This window comes from Segatella copri (assembly GCF_019127135.1).
Lineage (GTDB): Bacteria > Bacteroidota > Bacteroidia > Bacteroidales > Bacteroidaceae > Prevotella.
The window spans coordinates 115,739-139,375 of sequence record NZ_JAHOEA010000001.1; the positions used below are offsets into that span (position 1 = coordinate 115,739).

Consider the following 23,637-nt stretch of genomic DNA (forward strand, 5'->3'; position numbering starts at 1 on the left):
TTGTATTGTTATTGTTTCTGCTGCAAAGATACGAAAAAATACCTTTTATATATATAGCGGTCGTTTATTTTTCATTTCTCTTTGTTTCAGCATACTCGCTAGGCGACATGCCATAGTGTTTTTTGAACACGGTAGAGAAGTGTGTCTGGTTGTTGAAACCTACAGAGTAGGCTACCTGCGTGATATTAATCTGCCCCTCTTCGATGAGTCGTGCCGCCTGTTCCAGTCGGAGGTTACGGATAAATTCTCCGGCAGAAACACCAGCAATCTCCTTCAGCTTACGGTGGAGCTGTGCACGGCTGATACCTACCTCCTCGGTAAGTTTCTCTACATTGAGGTCGGGATCGGCAAGGTGGACGTTGATATATTTCATCACGCGTTCCATCAGGGCATCGTTATTGCCCTTTACCTGAATCTGCTCAATCTTCGCCTTCTGGCCCTGTGCTCCGCTGTATTTGCCGCGGATGCGTCGGACATTATCTACCAGGTTGTCGATAAGGATATGAAGCTCTTCCATATTGAAAGGCTTAGCCAGGAATGCATCGGCACCTTTGCGAAGTCCCTCCAACCGGTGTTCCACCTCGCTCTTCGAGGTGAGCAGTATGACAGGAATATCGCTGATGTTGCTGTTACTCTTGATGTTCTTGAGCATGGTGATTCCATCCATCTCCGGCATCATCACATCGCTTATCACGAGGTCGTACTTGCTGGTGAGCAGCATCTTCAAACCCTCCTTGCCGTTGCAGGCATGCTCAAAGCGGTACCAGTCGCTCAGTTCGGTCTTGATGTATTGGGCAATCTCGTTGTCATCGTCAACTATCAGGATATTGAAGTTGCGGTTGGCCTGTACTTTCTTTTTGGTAATCTCCTGCTCCTTCTTGTCTTCTTCTTCAAGTATCTCGCCTGGCTGCAGATGGCTGTTGCCCAGCGGAATGCTTACTTCGAAGCAGGAACCCTTGATGCCGTCGGTACGGTTGTAGGCCTTAATCTTGCCTCCGTGCATTTCTACAAATGCCTTACAGAGGTTGAGTCCGATACCGGTTCCTTCGATATGGAGACCGCTGCTGTTGTTCCCCTGGTAGAAACGTTCGAAGAGGCGGTCGGTCTTCTCTTCTTTCAGTCCGATGCCTGTATCTTCTACCCTGATGGTGGCATTCTTTTCGTCTTTACCTATGATAACAGTAATCTCGCCGCCATCAAAGGTATACTTCATGGCATTGGAGAGCAGGTTGGAGATAACCTTGTCAAAGTTGATGCGGTCTATCCAAACCTTCAGCTTGCCTTTGTCGCTGCTGAGGCTTTCGTCTTCTTTGAGCGAAAGGGTGATGTTGCGCTCCTGTGCATTGAAGCGGTAGAGCGATACGATGCCATGCAGGAAATCCTTGAGCGGAGTCTCCTGACAATGGAGATGCATCTGGTTCTTGTCTATCTTTCGCTCATCAAGTATCTGGTTTACCAGAAGCAGGAGGCGCTGGGCATTGCGGTCGATGGTATCGATATCCTGTTTGCTTTCGGCATCTGTTAACCTTGTTTTCAGCTTGTTGAGCGGCCCCATGATTAATGTCAGCGGCGAGCGGATGTCGTGGGTGGCATTGATGAGAAACTGCATCTTGGTCTCTTCCAGGTCTGCCTTGCGGCGGCGCTCGTATGTGTAGATGACATACAGGATGACGCTTGCTATGATCAGGATATAGAGGAGATATGCCTCGGGTGATGCATACCAAGGGTCGCCTACCTTGATGTTGATGATGGTAGGATTCTTGGAATATCTGCCATTGCTGGTAGCTCTCACTTCCAGCGTATAGTCGCCTGGTTTCAACTTGTTGAATGCTACGGTATTGGCTCCCTCATTGGTGCTGTTCCATTTGCCGTCGTTGATGCGGTATTGGAAACTGATATTATCGGTGTTCCTGTAGTTGAGCAGCGAGAACTCCAGAGTGAATGAATTCTGGGAGTAAGGAATGCTGAAGTCTTTAGCCATACAGTTGATTGGCTTCCCGTCGATGATGAAGTTGGTGAGATGTACATCTCCCAGTTCCATCTTCTTGGCTCTGACAATGTCTGGATAGAAGGTTGTGATACCGTCACTGGTTCCGAAGGCGATAAAATCGTTGGCAGTATGCATGGAAGAGCCCAATACGTACTCACGGGTAGTAAGTCCGTTGCCGTTGATGTGCCCGATAAACTGTCTGTCCTTCTGTTCATACTGCCAGATGCCCATGGTTGTACTAACCCACAAGTCACCCTTCCTGTCTTTGATGATGCTGCAGACCTGCTTGCCTTTCAACGCTTCGGCATGAGGGAAGTCTGAAATCTTATTGCTCTTTCTGTCAAACAGATAGAGTCCTTCTTCCGTACCGATGATAATATCGCCGTTCTTTCCTTCGCAGATACTATTCGCCTGTCTGTCTTTCAGAATCATGTGCCATCCGAAATCCTTGAAACTGAGCGTTCGGGTATTGAGACAGGAAACTCCATTAGAGGTTCCTATCCATAAATGGCCTGTATGGTCGAGCGCCATGCTTCGCACCCAGTCGTTGCAGAGAAATCCTTTATCGCCTCTTTGCTGCATATTCAGAACGGTAACCTTGCCGCTTTCCACATTATATATATATAGGCCTTTGCTGTATACAGAAATGTAAAGGTTGCCCTGTGCATCGTCGGTCATACAGTAGATGCCGGCACTGGTAAAGGTGAGTTTCTGCTGGTATGTACCTGTATGAGGGTTGTAGCTGTAGAGTGCGCTGCCATTGCTGATCCAGTAATCGCCACGTCGGTCTTTATAGATGATGCAAGTACCGGCAGGTGACTGGGGATGGGCGATAATCTTGCCTGAAGCATCAAAACAGAACACACCACTGTTCTGTACCGTACACCATGTTTCACCATTTTCGCCTTGTGCAATAGATGAAACGCTGCTGCCGATGATGTAGTTCTGTGCAGAGAAACTCCAGCTGTTGAAAGCCTGCTGGCGCTGGTTGATCAGGTACAGACCTTTCTTGTAACAGCCTATCCAGAGATTGTTGTCCTTATCTTCGATGATATCGTTGACGAAGGCGGTAGCCAGATTGAAACTGCTGTTGCTGTTCTCCAACTGTTCTACCCTGTTGCTTCCCTTTCTGATCATGAGAACACCATGTTCAGAGGTACTGATATAGAGATTGCCTTCGTGGTCGAAGGTAGCATTGTTGATGGTTACATTATTCTGATAACCGCCAAAGTCGTAGCCGGCATCAGCGATGCGGCCTGTCCGGTAATCATAATAGACGATGCCATACATACAGGCGATGAGCATGGTCTGCGGGCGATGCTGGATGAAAGCCACTGGTGCTCCGCATGGCGATTTGAAGTCTTTGCGCTGCACCTTGCCTTGTTTCTTGATGAAACGGGTGAAGATAGAAAGGTGGCTACTCTGCCAGAGATAATGATGCTTATCTTCGTAGATATGGGTAAAGAATACATCAGAATCGCGCTCAGCGTATTGCCTTTCCTGTCTGATAGTGAAAAGGTTGTCTGTTCCTTTCTGGGTATTTCTGTCTTTTACAGAATAGAGACCATATCCTGCTGTACCCAGCAGGATATCGCCATTGTGACTTTCTACCATAGAATAGATACGTGGCTTTCTGCCATCAGGAAAGTGGAGACGGGCGAAATCGTTCGTCTCATAATTATAGCGCATCAGTCCCTTGGCACAACCTATCCACAGGTTGCCTTTCTTATCTACCAGCAGGTCGGAGATAATGTTGTCGGTAATGGAGGTTGTGTCTTCTTCGTTGTGCAGATAGTTGGTAAAGCGGTAGCCGTCAAACTTGCTGAGTCCGTATTCGGTTCCCACCCAGATATATCCGTATTTATCCTGCACAATGCAGGTGATGAGCGAACTTGACAGTTTGCCCGATGTGAAAAGTTCACCACTGTCAGCCCATACCATGAGCGAGATGATGATAGCGAAGAGTGCCGTGAGGCAATGTCTGATATGCTTCATATTTTCTGTCCGTTTTCTTGTTTAAAATAGGTTGTTACGGCTGCAAAAGTAACAAAAAAGCATGAAAGCAACAAATAAAAACGAGATAAAATGTTTCGTTCACTTTTGTTTCTTTATCTTTTTCTTTGTTTTTTGTACCATGAAACAAATAGAAATGATTAGGTGACCATTAATTGTATGTAGTTTCAATAGTTTTTGCTACATTTGCAGCGTCAACAGCAAAATAGAACCAAAACATAGTAACAATGATAAAATAGTAACAATGATAAAGCAGACAATAAAGTGTTTTTCTTTGGTACTCTTGCTCGCAGCACAGAATCAGATGACATTTGCACAGAATGTATGGAAAGGTTCTTGGGCCACAGCGGTAGAGTGGACAGGAAAGGGAGATATGCCTAAGGAAAGCTTGAGCAACCGTTCTTGCCGACAGATAGTTCATGTATCTTTTGGCGGAGAGAAACTCAGAGTGAAGCTCAGCAACGAGCAGAGCAAGGAGCCGGTAGAAATCAAATCGGTGTATATTGCAGATACTGATGTTCCAAGCAATTGGGGAATTCAGACCAAGACGGTGAAGTATCTTAAATTCAATGGCAAGAAGAATGTAACCATCGCTCCAGGCAAGGCTATCTTCTCAGATGATTTGAAGTATGCCCTGAAGAGTGGACAGCGTCTCACGATTACCATTGATTATGGCAAGCAGACTCCAGTGAATGCAACATCCCATCGTGGTTCGCGTACTACCTCTTATATAGTAAGTAATGTGAAGGGCAAGGCGGTGAAACCTGCAGATGCAGCTTTCGATAAGCAGGAAAAGGCTGACCACTGGTACAATCTTTCTGCCATTGATGTGAAGACCGATAAGACTACCCCTGTGGTAGCTATCCTCGGAAACTCTATCACCGATGGCCGTGGAAGTACTACTAACCATCAGAACCGTTGGACCGATTTCCTTTCGGATGCCCTGAATGCAGAGAAGCCATACGGTGTGTTGAATCTTGGTATCGGTGGCAACTGCGTGGTGCAAGGCGGATTGAGCGAACCAGCCATGAAGCGTTTCGACCGTGACATTCTGGGACAGACAGGTGTGGATAAACTCATCATCTTTGAGGGAACCAACGATATCGGCTGCTGTGGCGGAAATTATGAGCACATGACAGATACTCTGATTGCCTGCTACAAGGTGCTGATAGCGAAAGCCAAGGCAAAGGGAATCAAGGTGTATGGCGGAACTATCACCCCAACTAAGGGCAACGGATGGTATTCTTACTGGCATGAAGCGATGCGACAGACCGTGAACGAATGGATCAGAAAGAGTGGTGCCTTCGACGAAGTCATCGATTTCGATGAGCTGACCCGCGATCCGAAAGACCCTCAGCGTCTGAAGGCTGAGTATTCTGACGACTGGCTGCATCTCAATCCGAAGGGATATGAGGCAATGGGCAAGTTTGCCGCAGAGAAATTGAAGTAAATATAGTATATGCATCTTTTATGTTATATATATAATAAGGTGTAAACTTAATGACAGAATAAAATATGAAACAGACATCTGTAACACAGGAATCTAAGGGATTCTACAAACTGAATTGGCTACAACGCATCGGATTCGGATCTGGCGACTTGGCACAAAACCTCATCTACCAGACCATCTGCATGTATCTGTTATTCTTCTACACCGACATCTACGGACTCAATCCGGGTGTGGCTGCCACCATGTTCTTGGTGGTTCGCTTGGTCGATGTACTTTGGGACCCGTTGGTAGGAACTTATGTAGATAAGCATAATCCGCGTTGGGGTAAGTATCGCTCTTATCTCGTTTTGGCGGGTTTGCCACTTACTGTTCTTGCCATCCTCTGCTTCTGGAATGGTATGGAAGGACAGACAGAAACCATCAAACTTATCTATGCCTATGTAACATACGTAGGCTTGTCTATGCTCTATACATTGATTAATGTACCTTACGGAGCCTTGAACTCTTCGCTGACTCGCGATACAGACGAGATAACCATTCTCACCTCTGTACGTATGTTTATGGCAAATGTGGGTGGACTCTGTGTATCGGCAGGTGTTCCAATCCTGGTAGCCATGCTCGCTGCAGCCAAGGATCTTCCTATTGAGATGGCGCTCTTCATGGGTTTGGGCTCTTTGCCATCTTTCATCTTTATGCCACTGGTTCCTGCCATCAAGAAAAAGGTGGGCAAGAAGAATATGTTCTACATCTTCCTTACTGTGGCTATCGTGGGTATGGCGATGCTTTATATCATCAGCAAGATGGGACCTGTAAAGGATCATATCACGCTGGTTTATATCGCTCAGTTCATCAAATCAACAGGCGTAATCGTAGCAACAGGATATATGTGGGCTCTGATTCCAGAGGTTATCTCTTTTGCAGAATATACCAGCGGCAAGCGTATTGCCGGCATCGTCAATGCCCTGACCGGTATCTTCTATAAGGCAGGTATGGCTCTGGGTGGTGTTATTCCTGGTGCAGTTCTTGCATGGACCGGTTATCAGGCAGCTGCAGCTCAGGAGAGCAACTCTCTTCCTACCAACAGTAATGCTTGGTTTGTTGCCATGCTGATTTTTGCCCTGGTAGGTTTCGCCCTTCTGGTATTCTGCTTTACCCAAACCAAGGAACGTGTGGTAATGGATGAGAAGGAAACCAAGAATGTTAAGGTGAGTGACCTGTGGACAGAATTCTTCCATAACCGTCCTCTCCGTATCGTGGCACTCTTCTTCATTACAGCCTTCGCCATGATGTCGGTAGGTAATGCTGCCGGTGCTTACTTCATGAATGATCTGGAGCAGCAGACTCCTCTGGCACAGGAGGGTATCCGTTGGCTGGTATGTGTGATTCCTGCCATCTTGCTGGGCTTGGCGATGTTCATCATCTCTAAATATGAGTTGACAGATGAGGTCATCGACGACATCAATAAGAAGATTGAAGCCCGACACAAGGAAGAAAACTAGAGACTATAATTATTAACGAGAAAAATAGATATAAGATATGAAAAAGATCACAACTCTGGCACTGGGGCTGATGCTTGCTTCAACAGCTTTCGCTCAAAAAGCGAACTCAGCAGCTCAAATCCCAACATTCCAGGAAACTATGGGTAAGTACTTCCTGGTAGGTGCTGCCATTAATACCGATTTGCCTAATGGACAAGACCCTGCAGGTGAGGCAGTAGTGAAGAAACAGTTTAACCAGGTGGTTGCCGAGAACTGTATGAAGGGCGAGAAGAATCATCCGGAGGTGAATCGCTTTGATTTCACTGATGGCGATAAACTCGCTGACTGGGCAGAGAAGAACGGCAAGACCTTGATAGGTCATTGTCTGGTTTGGCATTCTCAGCCACCTAAGTGGATGTTTACCGATGCTAAGGGTAATCTGGTAAGCCGTGAAGTGCTCATCGGCAGAATGTATAATCACATCATGAATGTGGTTACTCATTATAAAGGTAGAGTAAAGGGATGGGACGTTGTGAACGAAGCATTCGAGGATGATGGCTCTTACCGCAAGTCTTTGTATTATAAGATTATCGGTCCGGAGTTCATCGAGTTGGCTTTCCGCTTTGCGCATGAGGCTGATCCAAACGTAGAACTCTACTACAATGATTATTCTACTTCGAAGCCAGCCAAGCGAGAGGCTATCTGCAAACTGGTTCGCGATTTGAAGGCGAAGGGTCTCCGCATCGATGCTGTAGGTATGCAGAGCCACAATGGTTTTGATTATCCTGACTATGCTGAGTATGAGAAGAGCATCGAGGCTTTTGCTGGTGAAGGCGTGAAGGTGATGCTGACGGAGTTGGATATGAACATGCTTCCTAATCCGGAAGGATTCGGCGGAGCGGAAATCAGCCAGAAGTTTGAACTTCAGAAAAAGTACAATCCATACGTGAAGGGACTTGACAAGAAGGCGCAGAAGCTCTTCAACCAGCGTTATCTCGATCTCTTCAAGATTGTAGAGCGTCACAAGGATGTCATCAGCCGTGTAACCTTCTGGGGTGTCAATGATGGTCACTCTTGGTTGAATGGCTGGCCTATCCCTGGCAGAACCAACTATCCACTGCTCATCGACCGCAACAACGAGGTGAAGCCAGTGGTGAAGGAAATCGTAAAACTCTTTAAATAATAAATAACAATGAAAGCAAGATATTTGTTCCCAAAGGATTATATGGCAGATCCATCTGCCAATGTGTTTAACGGTCGCCTGTATGTTTACCCATCTCATGACTGGGATAGCGGCGAAAGCTTCGACGATGATGGCGGTCACTTCCAGATGAAAGACTATCATGTTCTCTCTATGGACGACGTGATGGATGGTGAGGTAACCGATCATGGCGTAATTCTCGATGTGAAGGATGTGCCATGGGCTGAGAAGCAGATGTGGGACAACGATGTAGTGGAGAAGGATGGCAAGTACTATCTTATCTTCTCTGCCAAGGATTATAATGGCGTGTTCCATCTTGGTGTGGCTGTGGCTGATAAGCCAGAAGGTCCATTCGTTCCGAATGCCGACCCAATCCGCAAGTCATACAGCATCGACCCTTGTGTGTTCAAGGATGATGATGGCAAGATTTACTGCTACTTTGGTGGTATCTGGGGCGGTCAGCTTCAGTGGTACAAGGACAACAAGGCACTGAAGGATGAGCATCTTCCAGAGGGCAAGGAGAATCCGTTGCCATCTCGTGTAGCCCTGATGACTGATGATGTGCAGCAGTTTGCAGAAATGCCAAAGCCTGTTGTCATCGTTGACGAGGAGGGTAAGGTATTGCCAGCCGATGATCCGCATCGCTTCTTCGAGGCTAGCTGGATGCACAAGTATAAGGGCAAGTATTACTTCAGTTACTCTACAGGTGATACCCATTATCTCTGCTATGCTGTAGGTGATAATCCTTATGGACCATTTACTTATAAGGGTGTTATCCTGGAGCCTGTAGTAGGTTGGACAACCCATCACAGTATCTGTGAGTACAAGGGACAGTGGTATCTTTTCCATCACGACTGCGTGCCATCTAATGATACAACCTGGCTTCGCAGCGTAAAGGTGGCTCCTCTTTTCTATGACGAGAATGATAACATCTTGCCGGTTCAGCCAGAATAAGAGTATTATAAGTTTTAGTTGACTTTTAGGTTTATAATAGTTTTGACGAATAGTTGATATATAAGTTAATGTTAGTTTAGAAGGAACGGCATCTTCGTGAGGAGATGCCGTTTTTACATATATGCCTTTTCTTTCTTTTCTTCTCTTTCTGTTTTCTTTTGCTTTTCATCTAATGTTATTTTTAAGTTATTTCTATCATTTTGTAGGAGATTTTGGATATTTTTATTTACCTTTGTGCCCGTAAACCATAAAAAGAATAATTTATGTTGAGATTACTTTTAAGGCTTTGGTGGTTGCAGCAGCGCCGTAACTTCCATAAGAGAGATGCCTTCGTGGCGTGCTACATCATCTTCCTGTATGTGGTGATGGGCGTGAGCTTTTTTCTCAGCTTCACCGAGAATGGGGGAGAGCTTGGGGGCGAAGACATGCCTGCCCTGTTGGGAGCTGGTATCGTTGTCGGTATGCTGATTCCTGACATCATCATGAAGATGGTGATGAAGCGGGATATTACGGCAATGGATGATTATGTGAAGTCGCGCCCTGTGCCAGAGAAGATTTGGAACAAGTTCCTGCTCACTACCAATCTCGTGAGCTTCTGGAACTATGTGCTTCCGGTGCTTATGCTTCCTGTATTTATCTATTTCCTGCCTGTAGGTCAGGTTATTGCCAGCTTCTTTCTGTTTCTGGCGTTCTCTTATATTGACGGCATCTACATCACCTGCTACCGCAAGGCTACGGAGTGGATTCTGAAATGGCCTTTGATACTGGGATGGATGGGAATGTTTGCCGTGCTGATAGGGTATATGTTTGTGGCTTCCTTCTTCCCGGTATGGATGGGATGGATAGGTATCTTCTTCCTTGCTGGAGCGGTATTCGCCGGACTTACCATCTATCTTTATCACGAAAAGATTTATAACGAGCAGAAGCAGAAGGTTTCCAAGTTCCGTGGTTTCCGCCATATCAACCTTTTCAGTCTGCAATATATCGGAACATTGAGAGCAAAGCGTGTCCGTACGATGGTGATTATGATTACCGCCATCTTCCTTTTCGATGCCTATCTCTTCGCCCTGCTTCCTGCAGAACCGGGACAGGAGATAGGGGATAAGGTGGCTATGACTACCCTCTATGTGGCGGGTGCCATCCTGCTGCCATCGGTGGTGTTGTCGCAGTGGACCTTTGGTATTGAGGCAAACTTCTTTCATGGTTTGATGACCAAGCCTGTCAAGGTTAAACAGATGCTGCAGAATTGCTTCTATTATTATATGGTAGTGAGTGCTGTCGCCTTGTTGCTCACCCTTCCGTTCCTTTTCCTGCATGCAGGAATCGGAATCCAGGTGCTCATCAGCGGTTTCTGTCTGGCGGTGTTCATCAATCTCTTTAATCTGCCAACAGCACTCTTCTCTTCCCGTCTGGAGATATTCCAGACTTCCATGTTCAGTATGCAGGGAGCTAATCTGAAGATTAATCTTTATGCCATCGCCTTCCTCTTCCCGCTGGCTGGTGTCTGTGCCGTCTATTATTTCTTCGGTGAGACGGCATGGTTTATCACCTGCGTAGCGCTGGCAGTCATCAGCATTGCCATCCATAAATGGTTCATCGCCAAGATTGCTGCCATCTTCGAGAAGAACAAGTATAAGCGCATGGAGAAGTTCATGGAAAGCTAGGAGAATTAAGTGAAGAGTGAAGAACGAAGAGTGAAGAATTCAATAGCTTTACTAATCATAAAGTTCAAAGTAACAATAAAGTTCAAAGTAAAATGATCAAGATTCAGAATCTCAAAAAGATATATAATGGCAATACCGTACTCGATATTGATAATCTGGGTGTTGCAAAGGGCGAGTTGATAGGACTCGTAGGTAATAATGGTGCGGGCAAGACCACCTTGCTCCGTCTGATTCTCGACCTGATTCAGGCTGATGACGGTTTCGTGGAAAGCAATGGACAGAAGGTGAACGAGAGTGAAACCTGGAAGGAATATACCGGCAGTTACATCGACGGCAGATTCCTCATCGACTTCCTCACCCCTGAGGAATACTTCGATTTCATCGCTGATGTCTATAACATCGACGATGAGACCTTGCTGGAGCGATTGGCTCAGTTTGAGGGCTTTATGCACGATGAAATCATGGGAACCAAGAAGTATCTCCGTGATTTCTCTCAGGGCAACAGACAGAAGATTGGCATCATCGGAGCGATGATTATTAATCCGAAGGTCCTTCTCCTGGATGAGCCATTCAACTATCTCGACCCATCTTCTCAGATGACTATCGCCCACATGATTCAGCGCATCTGCAAGGAGCAGGGCACCACGGTCATCATCTCCAGCCATAACCTCAACTTCGTTGCCGACATCTCTACCCGCATCCTCCTGCTGGAGAAAGGCAAGTTGGTGAAGGATCTTCCGAATGCTGATGGCGCTGCCATCGCCGAACTCAACGAGTACTTCGGTATTCAGGCGGAATAAGAACACGATATTACATAGATAAATATCTCTCTCTCAGAATCGCCAGCGAAGCAACAGAATTGCTTCCTGGCGATTCTTTTTTACGTTAATATTATACAAATCCGATGATATGATTTGTATAATTATAGGTAAATGATTACCTTTGTACCCAAACGAAGAAAAAAAGAATCAATGAGCAAAGGAAAATTAGCTAAGTTTGCGGATATGGAGCGTTTCGAGAACGTGTTCCAGTATCCATATAGTGTTGTAGATGACGTGCCTTTCGATATGAAGGGCAAGTGGCGTGAGATGTATTTCCACAATGATAATCCTATCGTGCTGGAGTTGGGATGCGGCAAGGGTGAATATACCGTGGAACTTGCCAAGCTCTATCCTGAGATGAACTTCATCGGTGTGGATATTAAGGGTGCACGAATGTGGACCGGTGCCAAGAAGGCAATAGAGGAAGGACAGAAGAACGTGGCTTTCCTCCGTACCAACATCGAGATTATCGACCGCTTCTTTGCCGATGATGAGGTGCAGGAAATCTGGCTCACCTTCTCTGACCCGCAGATGAAGAACCCTCGCAAGCGTCTTACATCTACTTACTTCATGAACCGTTATCGCCACTTCCTCGTGGATGGTGGCATCATCCATCTGAAGACGGACTCCAACTTCCTCTTCACCTATACTACTTATATGGTGGATGGCAACCATCTGCCTGTGCTCTTCCGCACCGAGGACCTCTATCATCAGGAGGGTATCGATGAGGAAACCCGTAAGATTCTCTCTATCCAGACCTATTATGAGAGTATGTGGATAGAGCGTGGCTTGAACATCAAGTATCAGAAGTTCGCCTTGCCACGTGAGGGTGAGCTGGTGGAACCTGATATTGAGATTCCGCTGGATGATTATCGCAGTTATCGCCGTGATAAGCGAAGCTCAAAGGATACAGCGAAGTAGATTTCTACAATGCTTTGAATAAGCTTCCGCAATGCTTTGAATAAGCTTCCGCAATGCTTTGAATGCCTTTCCTCAAGCGTTATTGGCGTTTGAAGAATGCGTCATAAGTATCTGAAAGAAGTAACTGAAGTTGTTCGGAGATACAATAGAAGTTGTTGGAACAGTAAGTATCTCGAAGCGCACAACAGTTGATATGCGGTCGCACATCAGCTGTTGTGCGCTTGTCTTTCAGCTGTTGTGCATGCGTAGAACAGCTGTTGTGCGGCTTTTTAATGGCAATTCTTATTGATTGTCTTTATTAATCAAGTTGACGACTACTTTTACCATTACATCTTTTTCCTCAGTTCTTCTTTTTGATGAAATTTGCGAAAGATTGAAATGGAAGGAATGTTTTGTTTTTGATTACTTCCAGATTAAATATCAGGACTAGTCTTAGGTTAAGGATATGTATAGTATGTTATGTTCTTCCTATACCTTTTGTTAAATCCGGGAATAATCTTGTTGAATTCAAGAAAAAAAGGTGGAAATGCTTGGTGTTTCCACCTTATTTTATTATATTTGCAGCAAGTTTTTGAAGAAATGCAGTATTCTCAGGGACTGTATGGAACTGACGAAACGACTAAAAGAACAGAAAAGTAATAACTAACTAGATAAACGACAAAATGATGAACTACAAGAAATTGGCTCTTACCGTTGCGGCAGGAGCGATGGCAACTACAATGATGGCGCAATCTGCACCAAAACTGAATGCCAACAACATCGACGAAGTAATCAAAGCGATGACCTTGGAAGAAAAAGCCCAGATGCTGGTGGGCGGTGGTAACGATGGATTCGTGGGCAGCGGTGCTATGCTCGGACATCAGAAGAAGTTCGTGCCGGGTGCTGCGGGTACTACTGTAGCCATCCCTCGTCTCGGCATTCCTACTACCGTTCAGTGTGATGGTCCTGCCGGTGTTCATATCGATGCTCATCGCGAAGGTGACAGCCGTAGCTACTTTGCTACCGGTTTCCCTATCGGAACCTGTCTGGCTTCTACCTGGAACACTGACCTGGTGCGCAAGGTGGGTGAGGCTATCGGTAACGAAACCCTGGAGTATGGCTGTGATGTTGTGCTCGGACCGGGTATGAACCTGCATCGCAATCCGCTCTGTGGCCGTAACTTTGAGTATTATTCTGAAGACCCAATCGTAACGGGTCTTATCGGAACCGCCTTTGTACAGGGTGTACAGAGTCAGGGCGTGGGTGTAAGTGCCAAGCACTTTGCCGTGAACTCTCAGGAAACTGACCGTACCAAGGTGGATGAGCGATTGAGCCAGCGTGCTCTCCGTGAGCTGTATCTGAAGGGTTTCGAGATGATGGTTCGCAAGAGCAATCCTTGGACTATCATGTCTGCCTATAATAAGATTAACGGTGTTTATGCCCAGGGCAACAAGGGACTCTTGACCGATATTCTCCGCAACGACTGGGGATATAAGGGAATCGTGGAGACCGACTGGATTGGTAAGCGTGCCGACCTTCCGCTGGAACAGGAAGTTGAGGCTGGCAACGACCTGATGATGCCGGGTTATCCGGCTCAGGTGCAGGATATTGTTGATGCAGTAAAGAATGGCAAGCTGGATATCAAGGATGTGGACCGCAATGTTCGCCGTATGCTCGAATATATCGTGAAGACTCCTCGATTCAAGGGATATAAATATAGTGGTGAGCCAGACTTGAAGGCTCATGCAGCTATCACCCGTCAGAGTTCTACCGAGGGTATGGTGCTCCTGAAGAATGATGCTGCTCTTCCTATCCAGGGCTTGAAGACCGTGGCACTCTTCGGTGTCAACTCTTACGACTTCATGTCGGGTGGTCTTGGCAGTGGAGCCGTTAATGTAGGCTATTCTGTAGATATGGTTACCGGTTTGAAGAATATCGGTGTGGCAACTACTCCTCAACTTACGGAAATCTATCAGAATTATGTGAAGTATGCCAAGGCTAAGTTAAAGGCAGACAAGAATCCGATGATGTGGTTCCTGGATCAGGGTCAGCCTAAGCTCGATGAAATCGAGATTACTGAGCGCTGTGTTGCTAACGAGGAGCCAAAGGCAGACGCTGCCATCATCACCATCGGCCGTCAGGCAGGTGAGGGAATGGATCGCCAGATCAATGGTGAGTTCAACCTCAGTCAGATAGAGCAGGATATGATTTTCCGTGTATCTGATGCTTTCCATGCCAAGGGCAAGAAGGTAATTGTCATCATCAACTCTGGTTCTGTGATGGAGACAGCCAGCTGGAGAGACCGTGTGGATGCTATTCTCGTAGCTTGGCAGCCAGGTATCGAGGGTGGTAACTCTGTAGCTGATATTCTGACCGGTAAGGTAAATCCATCGGGTAAGTTGACCATGACTTGGCCTATCGCTGCTACCGATCATCCATCTACTGCCAACTTCGCCAAGGATTACGATATGTACACCTACAAGAATCTGCTGGATTGGAGCAAGGGTAACATCAAGGGTTACGATTATAGCAACCACGAGGAGGATATCTACGTAGGTTATCGCTACTTTGATACCTTCAAGAAAAATGTGGCTTATCCTTTCGGTTATGGTTTGAGCTACACTACCTTCGAGTTTGGCAAGCCATCAGTCAAGGCTAAAGGCAACAATATCGAGGTTAGCGTAACTATCAAGAATACCGGTAAGGTTGCCGGCAAGGAAGTTGCTGAGGTTTATGTCACCGCTCCAAAGGGCGCTTACGAGAAGCCAGCCAAGGAGCTCAAGACCTTCGGCAAGACCAAGTTGCTGAATCCAGGTGAGAGCCAGACATTGAAGATGACCCTCGAAAAGCGCGATCTTGCCAGCTTCGATGAGGCCAACAGCCAGTGGAAGGTAGATGCAGGTAACTATCTCTTTAAGGTAGGTAGTGACGTAGAGAACATCAAGGGTACTGCTACATTGAAGGTATCTGAATACACCGAGAAGACAAGCAATGCCTGCGCTCCTAAGGTTCAGTTGAACTATCTGAAGCAGAATAAATAATTCGTGGTTTGTGCAAAATGAAATAGATTAAACAGAAACGCCTCTATCTCAGAAAAAGAGATAGAGGCGTTTTTATTGTAATTCCGTTGTAAGGAATAGACCACACAGCGCACGCAGATAGTTCGCTTTTATTCTAGCATAGTTCGCTTACCTCTTCGTAGATTTCGCGGCATTTCTTTTCCTTCATTTTATTCTTTACGCCAACGGCTATCATATCCTCTACGGTCGGATGCCCAGTTCCATTTACAGATGTTGCGTGTTCACCATTATATCCCTCGGTGCAATGGGTGAGGTCGTAGGCAGGAGCTAAATGCCAGTGCCATTTGCCATCGCTCTCTTTCTGAACCAAGAAAGAGAAGTTCTTGCAGTGGTCGTCCTTGTTGTCCATTATATAATTAAAAACCATACGGCGGAACATCTCTTCTACATCCTCTTGGCTCTGAGTAAGATAACCTGTAAGTGCCAAAAGGTTAAGGTAATCGAGAATGGGGTTGGTAAGGGAAACGTTGAGCAAGGCTCCAGCTGTGGCTACGTGAATGCGTTCGCCTGTTGGAGAAATGTCGAAGCGACGGCAGGCAAAATACTTGTTGTTTACCAGTTTGAAGTCGGGTACTTGGATACCACATTGCTTGGCTATCTCATTATAATGATACTCTTGCTTTCCCATATCTTGTGGGTCATAGGTATGGCGAAACTTGACCAACCAATGACCATCCTCATTTGTGAAAATGGCTTTCGGGCGACAACCGCCACTATTACCACTATTATATAATAATAATCCTGCGTCATTATCCTGTTGCTCCTTCAATACTTCCAAGGCTTTGGCTTGTAAAAGGTCAAAGTCATCAATCTCGTGTCCAGTCTGGATAGAAGTTATAGGTTCGTAGGTCAATGCCCCCATACCTCCATTGCCCACGATGCTCAGTCGGTCAAGAGCAGATAGCTCAAAGTCGTTGATACCCTCTTTTAGCAAGGCTTTATGCAATAGGTATCTACCATATCCATCGGGTAGGCTGTCTTCGAAGATGCCAAAGTTCCCGTTGAAAGGGGTGGCTTTGGCAATGAAAAGACCAGGCTTCAGTGGCAATTCCAGCGGAGATATACTAAAGCCAGATGCCAACCACTGATTGTCATATTCGAAGGTGCATACCTTTCCATCGGCACTCAATGACAGTGTGCCGACTTTCTCCTGGTGATATTTCACGGCTAAAGATTCTATATGTTTCATTGTCTGTAAGCCTTTTTCTTGTTAGCGTTTCTTTTTATCTGTTGCAACTCCTCCATGGTGGAGTACTTGGGTTGCGAGAAGACGTTCTTGATTTCTGATGTGTATTCCAAAGCTATGGCGATACCTATCAGATTTTTGAGGGAGATGAGGCCCTTTTGTTCGAATCTGGTGATGTTGCTGACGGCAACGCCTGACTTGTCTGCCACTTGCTCACGTGTCAGATTCTTCTCTATTCTTCGTTTTCTGAAGTCGTTTGCCATCTCCTTTGCAATCTCATCAGGATTGTCGTGGAGGTAGTTATCTAATATTGCTAATATATTATTCGTTTCTTGCATAATTATGGGGATAATAACAAGATATTATCAGTTGCAAAGATACAAAAAATAATATTATGTTCCAAATAAAAATCAACTAAAAAGTCAAAATCCCTTATAACCTTGTCTTTTATCCTTAAAAGCAAAGAACTCCCGTCTCTTTTTTGAGATGGGAGTTCTTGTTTAAAAGGAATACTGGGCGGAAATCATCAGTTCGCGAGGGCGAAGATGATAGCTGTCGGTCAATGTACTGATGCCGCTATAGATGGTTTCCATATAGTTCTTCTTGTTGAAAAGGTTTCGAAGCTCTGCTGAAAGGCGGAGCTTTTTCATTCTCCATACTGCCGAGGCATCGCCAAGGAGGGTGTTAAGATGGCTGCCCTCTTGCAGTTCATTGCGATAATGTACGAGCGAGAAGGAGAGGTCCACATGGCTGATGGTAGCGGTGGCAGATACGCTTTGGCGCCAATTAAATAACGATGACTTCGCCATTTTTTGACGTTTCGAGTTGTAAAAAGAGAATTCTCCCTCATAGCTAAAGGCACACCAGGACGGCGAGAAGTCGATGCTAGGCTTCACAGTATAGTTGTCTGCGGTGTAGCTGATGGCTTTGCCGCTGCTGTATTGCTCACCCTTGCTGTAGTTGTAACTGCCCTCCAGTCGGGTCTTAAGATGAAGGTCGTAGAAGCCCTTCGATATGTAGAGTGATGCCCCTAGGTTGTTGCTCTTGCTGTCCTGCTTATATAATGAGGTATAGTATTTGCCATCCTCGATGCGTAGATCGGATGCCGTGTTCATCCAGTTTTTGCTGGCATTGACCGATGCGCTGAAGAAGATTTCCTTGATAGGGCGCTTGTAGTCGTAACTCAACTTGCCATAAAGAGAACGAGTTATCGGAATGATGTCGCTCGAAGCGTACCAAGAGCGATAACTTTGACGATATTGCTTCATGGCGTAGTTGGTGGCATTGCCTGTTCCTGTAATGTATCCTGTGTAGATAGTCAACTCTCTACGGAAATCCAATTTCTTATATAAGTAAAGGTAGGGTGATATGGTAAGTAGAGTTTTCTGTGGATAGGTGAAGCGTTCCCAGATGAAATCGGGAGAGAACGACATACGGAACGTCTCGGTCTTGTATTGCCAGTAAGGGGTGAACTTCCCTGTGATGTTAAGACTGTTTTTTCCGATTTCATCGCTTCTTTTCTGATATTTTGCATAGATGTTGTTGAGGTCGATACTCATTCTATATTCCTGTGTCCAGTGGAAGCGATTCCTCATCCACTGTAAGGCGTGGGCTGTATGCCAAAGGTTGGTGCGGATGCGATTCCGCTCTTCGTTAACGTAGAGGTCCGCCACACCATGGTGATAGTCGGCAGTGCTACGCCAAGAGAGTTGACTTTTCTTGAAGACGAAGAGACGGTAGATACTTGCCGAGAGGTCGAGCTTTGGGATGCGGACACGTTGAGTAAGCGTGTCGTTGATGTTTGACAAACCGTCGCTTTGTGCTGTGCTGAGGCTGATGCTCTCGTTGCCATAATGCTCAGCCTTGTTTACCTTGTTCTCCCATTGCATATTGAAGGCATCGCTGATCATCGTCTTTTGGTTGTGCTCCGTGGTAACTGTGGGAGCTTCGCCGCCGAGGTCGTAGATACTCATGTTCTCTCGCTCTTGTCTGGTTACCGTACGAAGATAGTTGGCTTCTATGCGAGTCTCTGCATCGTCCTTGTTCTTCTTGATATGGTTGATGGAGTATTTTTGCGAGGTGTTAAAGCGCAGGCGTTCTTCGTCGATAGGAGCGTCAAGCGATGGTGCTGATATCCATGATGGAAGGGAGGCAGGAGCCAGACGATTGCTGTAAGATGCGAGTTGGTTAAGTGCATAGCCGAGATTTTTGCCTGTTCTGTCGTATTCTGCATCATACATTATCTGTTTCTTCTTGCCAATTTGCATGATATTGATGCTTCCGCCTACGTGGGACGGATGCCCTACGAGCATGTAAGGCTTGAGGGTGGGCATCAGTTTGTTGCGAGCACTGTCTTTCAGGGCGATGTTCATCGCTACATTATCCGTAAAGGTCTTGTTCTGGAGCGCCTTGATAGGCTGGTCATGCTCGATGACTTCGGCCTTTTTCACATCTTTTGCCTTGATGTTCTCCTCTAGTTGGTTATATTTGCCACCGGTCAGGTCGAGACCTTCCACAGTGAATCGGTTGATGGGTTTACCATTGTAGTTGATACGACCATTCTTCTCTATATCCACGCCTGGCAGTTTTTTCAGTACATCTTTCAGTGAGTTATCTCGTTCGTTGGCAAAGCGGGTGAGGTCGAAAGATATGGTGTCTCGACCTGTGATGCGAGAGCCTTTTACTTGTACTTCCTTCAAGACAAAAGCTGTTGAAGTCATACTGATGATGGTTTCTTTTCCCGATGAAACCGCCGTTTTTTGCTTTTTATAGCCCATATAGGTAGCTTGTAGCATATCGCTGGCTTGCTTTTGTGCTATGGGAATCAGGAAAGTTCCGTCTTCCTTGCTGCGTGTAAACTTCAAGGGCTTTCCATTGCGCAGCAGAATAACTGATACGTTGGCCAGGCGGTTGTGTGTAAGTGAATCTTCCACATAACCGCTAATCTTCTCTTGGGCAAACGCATGGTACGCCACGAACAGAATAGTGAAAAGAACTATTATTTTCTTCATCTTTTTTCTCTCTTTTCTATTTTACCTTAGACACTTATCTTGCTGATGTCTTTAAGACGCTTGTCTGGCAAAAAAGTAAACTGCTAATTATCTTTCAATCGGATTGTATGGCTCAGCACGCTTGGAATGCTTCAGGATATTTCCTTTTTCATCCTTGATCTTTACAATTGCAGCATACTTGGCATCTTGAAGCAGATAGCCGATAGGGTCGGCATAGTATTTCTTGTAAATGGAGGTCAATGATTTGCGGTCGATAGGCTCGAATGTCTTACCTTTATAATAGATAGGTGTGGAGCCTTTGTCTGTAGTGAGTCCTACAGCCGTAAATCCATAATCGTTCTCGGAGTCGTGAGCCTTGAGTATCAATCCCGGCAGTCCGCTCAGTTTCCAGGGACCATTGTCAATAGGGATGTCTTCCGTATACCAAGCTATCCATGTTCTACCCTTAAACTTGGCAATTGCCTGGTGGCACTCGTATCCGCAGATGGTGTCGATGCTGTCTGTGAGTTGCCAGTCTATCGGTTCCATCGGCTCTATGCACACATATCTGTCGGCAGCAAAGAAATCGAGATAGGCAGTCTTGCCCGGTTCTGGATAGTTCTTATATACTTTCCAATTAATCTGTCCGCCATTACCGGAGAAATTGACAGGTATTCCTTTTGCCATATTCGCAGAGATGGTAGAGTCTCTTTGGAATATCGGATAACTGTAGAATGCGGAGTACTTATTGCCAATCTGCAAGAGCATTTTCTCTTCGATGCGGCCAATGATGGTGTCGGTCTTGGTATATTTCTTTTCGTAAATATACTCGGCATCATATACTACCTGATACTTTACCTGATCAATGGAATCTCCCATGCCAATGCTTGATTCATCGAACAGGTTTACTGTTTGCGCTTGGAGCATGCAAGCATATAATGCAAGCCATGCCATCAATAATACCTTTTTCATAATCTTCGTCTTTTTTATTCATTATTTTATCTGTTTCATTCGTTTTTGTGATGCAAAAGTACTGAGATTATCCGATGAAATCGATGATTTCTGTTACTGAGTTATTACTTTTGCTTCTTTTCGCCTATTATTATTTTATTACTCTTGCCTTTGTTTACGGATTTTTCAGTAACTTTGCCGTCAAATTCAAAAGATCAGGAATGTATGAAAAGTAACAGTAAGCTGAAAATAGTGTGGATGGTATGTGGGGTAGCAATCGTATTGTTGTTCTGCACGCAGGCATATTGGCTCCATCTTCAATGTCAATATAGCTTAGACCAGCAGGTAGAGCAATTCAAAAAGGATTGTGATGAGGTGTTAGCGCAAGATTTGAAGAATAGAAAAAAGTTACAGGAAAATTCATCTACGAAAGGTAGAAGAGATACGGTTATGCTTAAGATAGAATCTGAATATGATATGAAGAAGGGATGTAGCCGTACAACGCTTTCTTTTTGGAACAATCATCGCTTTCTTGTCCGTTTGAATGATCCTGATCTTACGGGTGATGATGCTTATCTCATCATTAGCAGATATCTGGCTTATATAGGTAAGCATCCCTCGTTGGCTTCTTATCAAAGATTACTGGATGATAAGGGATATGGGAAGATATCCTCTTTTCGACATCTGGATTACAAGACCGTCTTCCTGAATACAAAATATGATGTCGAAGGCAGATGGTCACGTGTGGTGACTGTGAAGTATCAGACGAACCCAATGTTTCGCCAAGGTATTTCTTTTCAGGTGCTCATTCCTGTTACTCGAACGCTCAAAGCCATGATGTGGCAATTGATAGGAAGCATCTTTCTCTTTTTCATATTGATAGGATGTCTGTATTATCTGGTTAAGACCATAGTCTTCCAGAAACGCATTGATGGCATTCGCCATGAGTTCCTGAAGAATATGATTTATGAGTTGAAGCAACCGAAAGAAGACGACAAAGGTGAAGAATCTGCTGTTTTTATCGGTTCCATTGCTTTCTACTATGCGCAGAATGAACTGCTATGTGGTAATTCCAGAGTAGTCATCACATCTCGTCAAGCTGAAATTCTGAAGCTTCTTGCCGAGAACCAGAACCAGCTTGTAGAGCGGGATTTCATACTGAATGAAGTCTGGGGGGATGACTCATACTCCAATTCCCTTGCCCTGAACGTGCAGATTACCTATCTTCGACGTGCATTGAACCTGGATGAAAAGGTAAGCATCGAAGCTGTCATCAAGAAGGGATATATCCTGCGAACCTGTTGATCTTGTAATCAACTCTCATCTTTTTAGAAAGGTGGAAGTTTTTTTATCTTAATTTATTTTGTCCTTCACCTATTTTGTTGTAACTTTGCACACTGAAATTCGAATTTAAATTATTTTATGTAATTATGGCAAAAAAAGCTCTTTTAATGATTCTCGACGGATGGGGAATCGGTAAGCATGATAAGGGTGATGTTATCTTCAAGACTCCAACTCCTTATCTCGATTATTTGACAGCAGTTTCAGCACATTCTACTCTCCAGACTTGTGGAGAGGACGTTGGTCTTCCTAACGGTCAGATGGGTAACTCTGAGGTAGGTCACCTCAATATTGGTGCTGGTCGTGTGGTATATCAGGACCTCGTTAAGATCAACAAGGCTTGTGAGAGCGGTGACATCTTGAAGAATCAGGAGATCATCAACGCTTACAGCTATGCTCAGAAGACAGGTAAGAAGCTCCATTTGATGGGCTTGACTTCTACCGGTGGTGTTCACTCTTCTTTGGATCACCTCTTCAAGTTGATTGAGATTGGTAAGGAATATGGTTTGAAGGAAACATACGTTCACTGCTTCATGGATGGTCGTGATACAGACCCTAAGAGCGGTAAGGGCTTCATCGAGGAGGTTCAGGCTTGCTGCGACAAGAATGGTGCACACATCGCAAGCATCGTGGGTCGTTTCTATGCTATGGACCGTGACAAGCGCTGGAACCGTGTAAAGGAAGCATACGACTTGCTCGTTGAGGGTAAGGGTAAGCAGGCTGACGATATGGTGAAGGCAATGCAGGAGAGCTACGATGAGGACGTAACAGACGAGTTCATCAAGCCAATCAATAACTCAAAGGTTGACGGTACTATCCAGGAGGGTGATGTTGTTATCTTCATCAACTACCGTAACGACCGTGCCAAGGAGTTGACACAGGTATTGACTCAGCAGGATATGCCAGAGGAAGGCATGCACACCATCAAGGACTTGCAGTACTACTGCATGACTCCATACGATGCAAGCTTCCAGGGCGTTCACATCCTCTTCCCTAAGGAGAACGTAATGAATACCCTCGGTGAGTACTTGAGCGCACAGGGCAAGAAGCAGCTCCACACTGCAGAGACTGAGAAGTATGCTCACGTAACATTCTTCTTCAATGGTGGTCGTGAGACTCCATACGAGGGCGAAGACCGTATCCTGGTTCCTTCTCCAAAGGTAGCTACATACGACTTGAAGCCAGAGATGAGCGCTTACGAGGTAAAGGATAAGTTGGTTGGTGCTATCAACACTCAGGAGTACGACTTCATCGTTGTAAACTTCGCTAATGGTGATATGGTAGGTCACACTGGTATCTACAACGCTATCGCTAAGGCTGTTCACGCTGTTGACAACTGTGTAAAGGACGTTATCGAGGCTGCCAAGGCTAACGATTATGAGGCTATCATCATCGCTGACCACGGTAATGCAGACCACGCTATCAACGAGGACGGAACACCAAACACCGCTCACTCTTTGAACCCAGTTCCATTCATCTACGTAACTGACAACAACTCAGCTACCGTTAAGGATGGTCGTTTGGCAGATGTTGCTCCTTCTATCCTCCATATCATGGGCTTGGAGAAGCCTGCAGATATGACAGGTGAGAACTTGATTTCTGACAACAAGTAAAAACG

Annotated in this window: 15 protein-coding genes; 10 read left to right on the forward strand and 5 right to left on the reverse strand. The window is 45.5% G+C overall.

Annotated features, from left to right (window positions below):
• Window positions 1-64 precede the first annotated feature (64 nt).
• On the reverse strand, window positions 65-3,985 hold the full coding sequence (locus KSW37_RS00395; protein ID WP_217312989.1) for a two-component regulator propeller domain-containing protein: 3,921 nt from the start codon (window positions 3,983-3,985) through the stop codon (window positions 65-67).
• Between the two features lie 262 nt (window positions 3,986-4,247).
• Here KSW37_RS00395 and KSW37_RS00400 point away from each other — a divergent pair, with 262 nt between their 5' ends.
• From KSW37_RS00400 to KSW37_RS00435, 8 genes are all read left to right on the forward strand, one after another.
• Window positions 4,248-5,453 (forward strand): SGNH/GDSL hydrolase family protein, encoded by a 1,206-nt coding sequence (locus tag KSW37_RS00400; RefSeq protein ID WP_437183101.1) that lies wholly within the window; start codon window positions 4,248-4,250, stop codon window positions 5,451-5,453.
• A gap of 65 nt (window positions 5,454-5,518) precedes the next feature.
• Entirely contained in the window at window positions 5,519-6,952 is a 1,434-nt protein-coding gene (locus KSW37_RS00405) for an MFS transporter (RefSeq protein ID WP_217312990.1), read from the forward strand.
• 37 nt (window positions 6,953-6,989) lie between these two features.
• A complete protein-coding gene (locus tag KSW37_RS00410; protein ID WP_254368519.1) occupies window positions 6,990-8,114 on the forward strand; it encodes an endo-1,4-beta-xylanase in 1,125 nt (374 codons plus the stop codon).
• Between the two features lie 9 nt (window positions 8,115-8,123).
• Window positions 8,124-9,086, forward strand: coding sequence for a glycoside hydrolase family 43 protein (locus tag KSW37_RS00415; RefSeq protein ID WP_217312991.1), 963 nt, complete (start codon window positions 8,124-8,126; stop codon window positions 9,084-9,086).
• A gap of 263 nt (window positions 9,087-9,349) precedes the next feature.
• The gene (locus KSW37_RS00420) at window positions 9,350-10,750 is read left to right on the forward strand and encodes a DUF5687 family protein (RefSeq protein ID WP_217312992.1); all 1,401 of its coding nucleotides are present in this window, start codon (window positions 9,350-9,352) and stop codon (window positions 10,748-10,750) included.
• Window positions 10,751-10,842: 92 nt separating this feature from the next.
• Window positions 10,843-11,550: an ABC transporter ATP-binding protein gene (locus KSW37_RS00425; RefSeq protein WP_217312993.1), complete on the forward strand. Its 708-nt coding sequence runs from the start codon at window positions 10,843-10,845 to the stop codon at window positions 11,548-11,550.
• A gap of 171 nt (window positions 11,551-11,721) precedes the next feature.
• Entirely contained in the window at window positions 11,722-12,492 is a 771-nt protein-coding gene (gene trmB, locus KSW37_RS00430) for a tRNA (guanosine(46)-N7)-methyltransferase TrmB (protein WP_217312994.1), read from the forward strand.
• Window positions 12,493-13,157: 665 nt separating this feature from the next.
• Complete coding sequence (locus tag KSW37_RS00435; protein ID WP_217312995.1) at window positions 13,158-15,512, forward strand: beta-glucosidase; 2,355 nt, start codon at window positions 13,158-13,160, stop codon at window positions 15,510-15,512.
• Window positions 15,513-15,645: 133 nt separating this feature from the next.
• On the opposite strand, the gene KSW37_RS00440 is transcribed toward KSW37_RS00435, so the two are convergent.
• The 4 genes from KSW37_RS00440 to KSW37_RS00455 form a co-directional block, all read right to left on the reverse strand.
• Window positions 15,646-16,740: a type II toxin-antitoxin system HipA family toxin gene (locus KSW37_RS00440; protein WP_217312996.1), complete on the reverse strand. Its 1,095-nt coding sequence runs from the start codon at window positions 16,738-16,740 to the stop codon at window positions 15,646-15,648.
• Window positions 16,737-17,075, reverse strand: coding sequence for a helix-turn-helix domain-containing protein (locus KSW37_RS00445; RefSeq protein ID WP_117587082.1), 339 nt, complete (start codon window positions 17,073-17,075; stop codon window positions 16,737-16,739). The genes KSW37_RS00440 and KSW37_RS00445 overlap by 4 nt, the downstream gene beginning before the upstream one ends.
• 162 nt (window positions 17,076-17,237) lie before the next feature.
• On the reverse strand, window positions 17,238-19,748 hold the full coding sequence (locus KSW37_RS00450; RefSeq protein ID WP_217312997.1) for a hypothetical protein: 2,511 nt from the start codon (window positions 19,746-19,748) through the stop codon (window positions 17,238-17,240).
• Between the two features lie 87 nt (window positions 19,749-19,835).
• Window positions 19,836-20,699, reverse strand: a complete 864-nt coding sequence (locus tag KSW37_RS00455) for a GLPGLI family protein (protein WP_217312998.1) — start codon at window positions 20,697-20,699, stop codon at window positions 19,836-19,838.
• Between the two features lie 429 nt (window positions 20,700-21,128).
• On the opposite strand from KSW37_RS00455, the gene KSW37_RS15945 reads away from it, so the two are divergent.
• Complete coding sequence (locus KSW37_RS15945; protein WP_254368520.1) at window positions 21,129-21,983, forward strand: winged helix-turn-helix domain-containing protein; 855 nt, start codon at window positions 21,129-21,131, stop codon at window positions 21,981-21,983.
• Between the two features lie 125 nt (window positions 21,984-22,108).
• Complete coding sequence (gpmI, locus tag KSW37_RS00465) at window positions 22,109-23,632, forward strand: 2,3-bisphosphoglycerate-independent phosphoglycerate mutase (protein WP_117692940.1); 1,524 nt, start codon at window positions 22,109-22,111, stop codon at window positions 23,630-23,632.
• The last annotated feature ends 5 nt before the right edge of the window (window positions 23,633-23,637 follow it).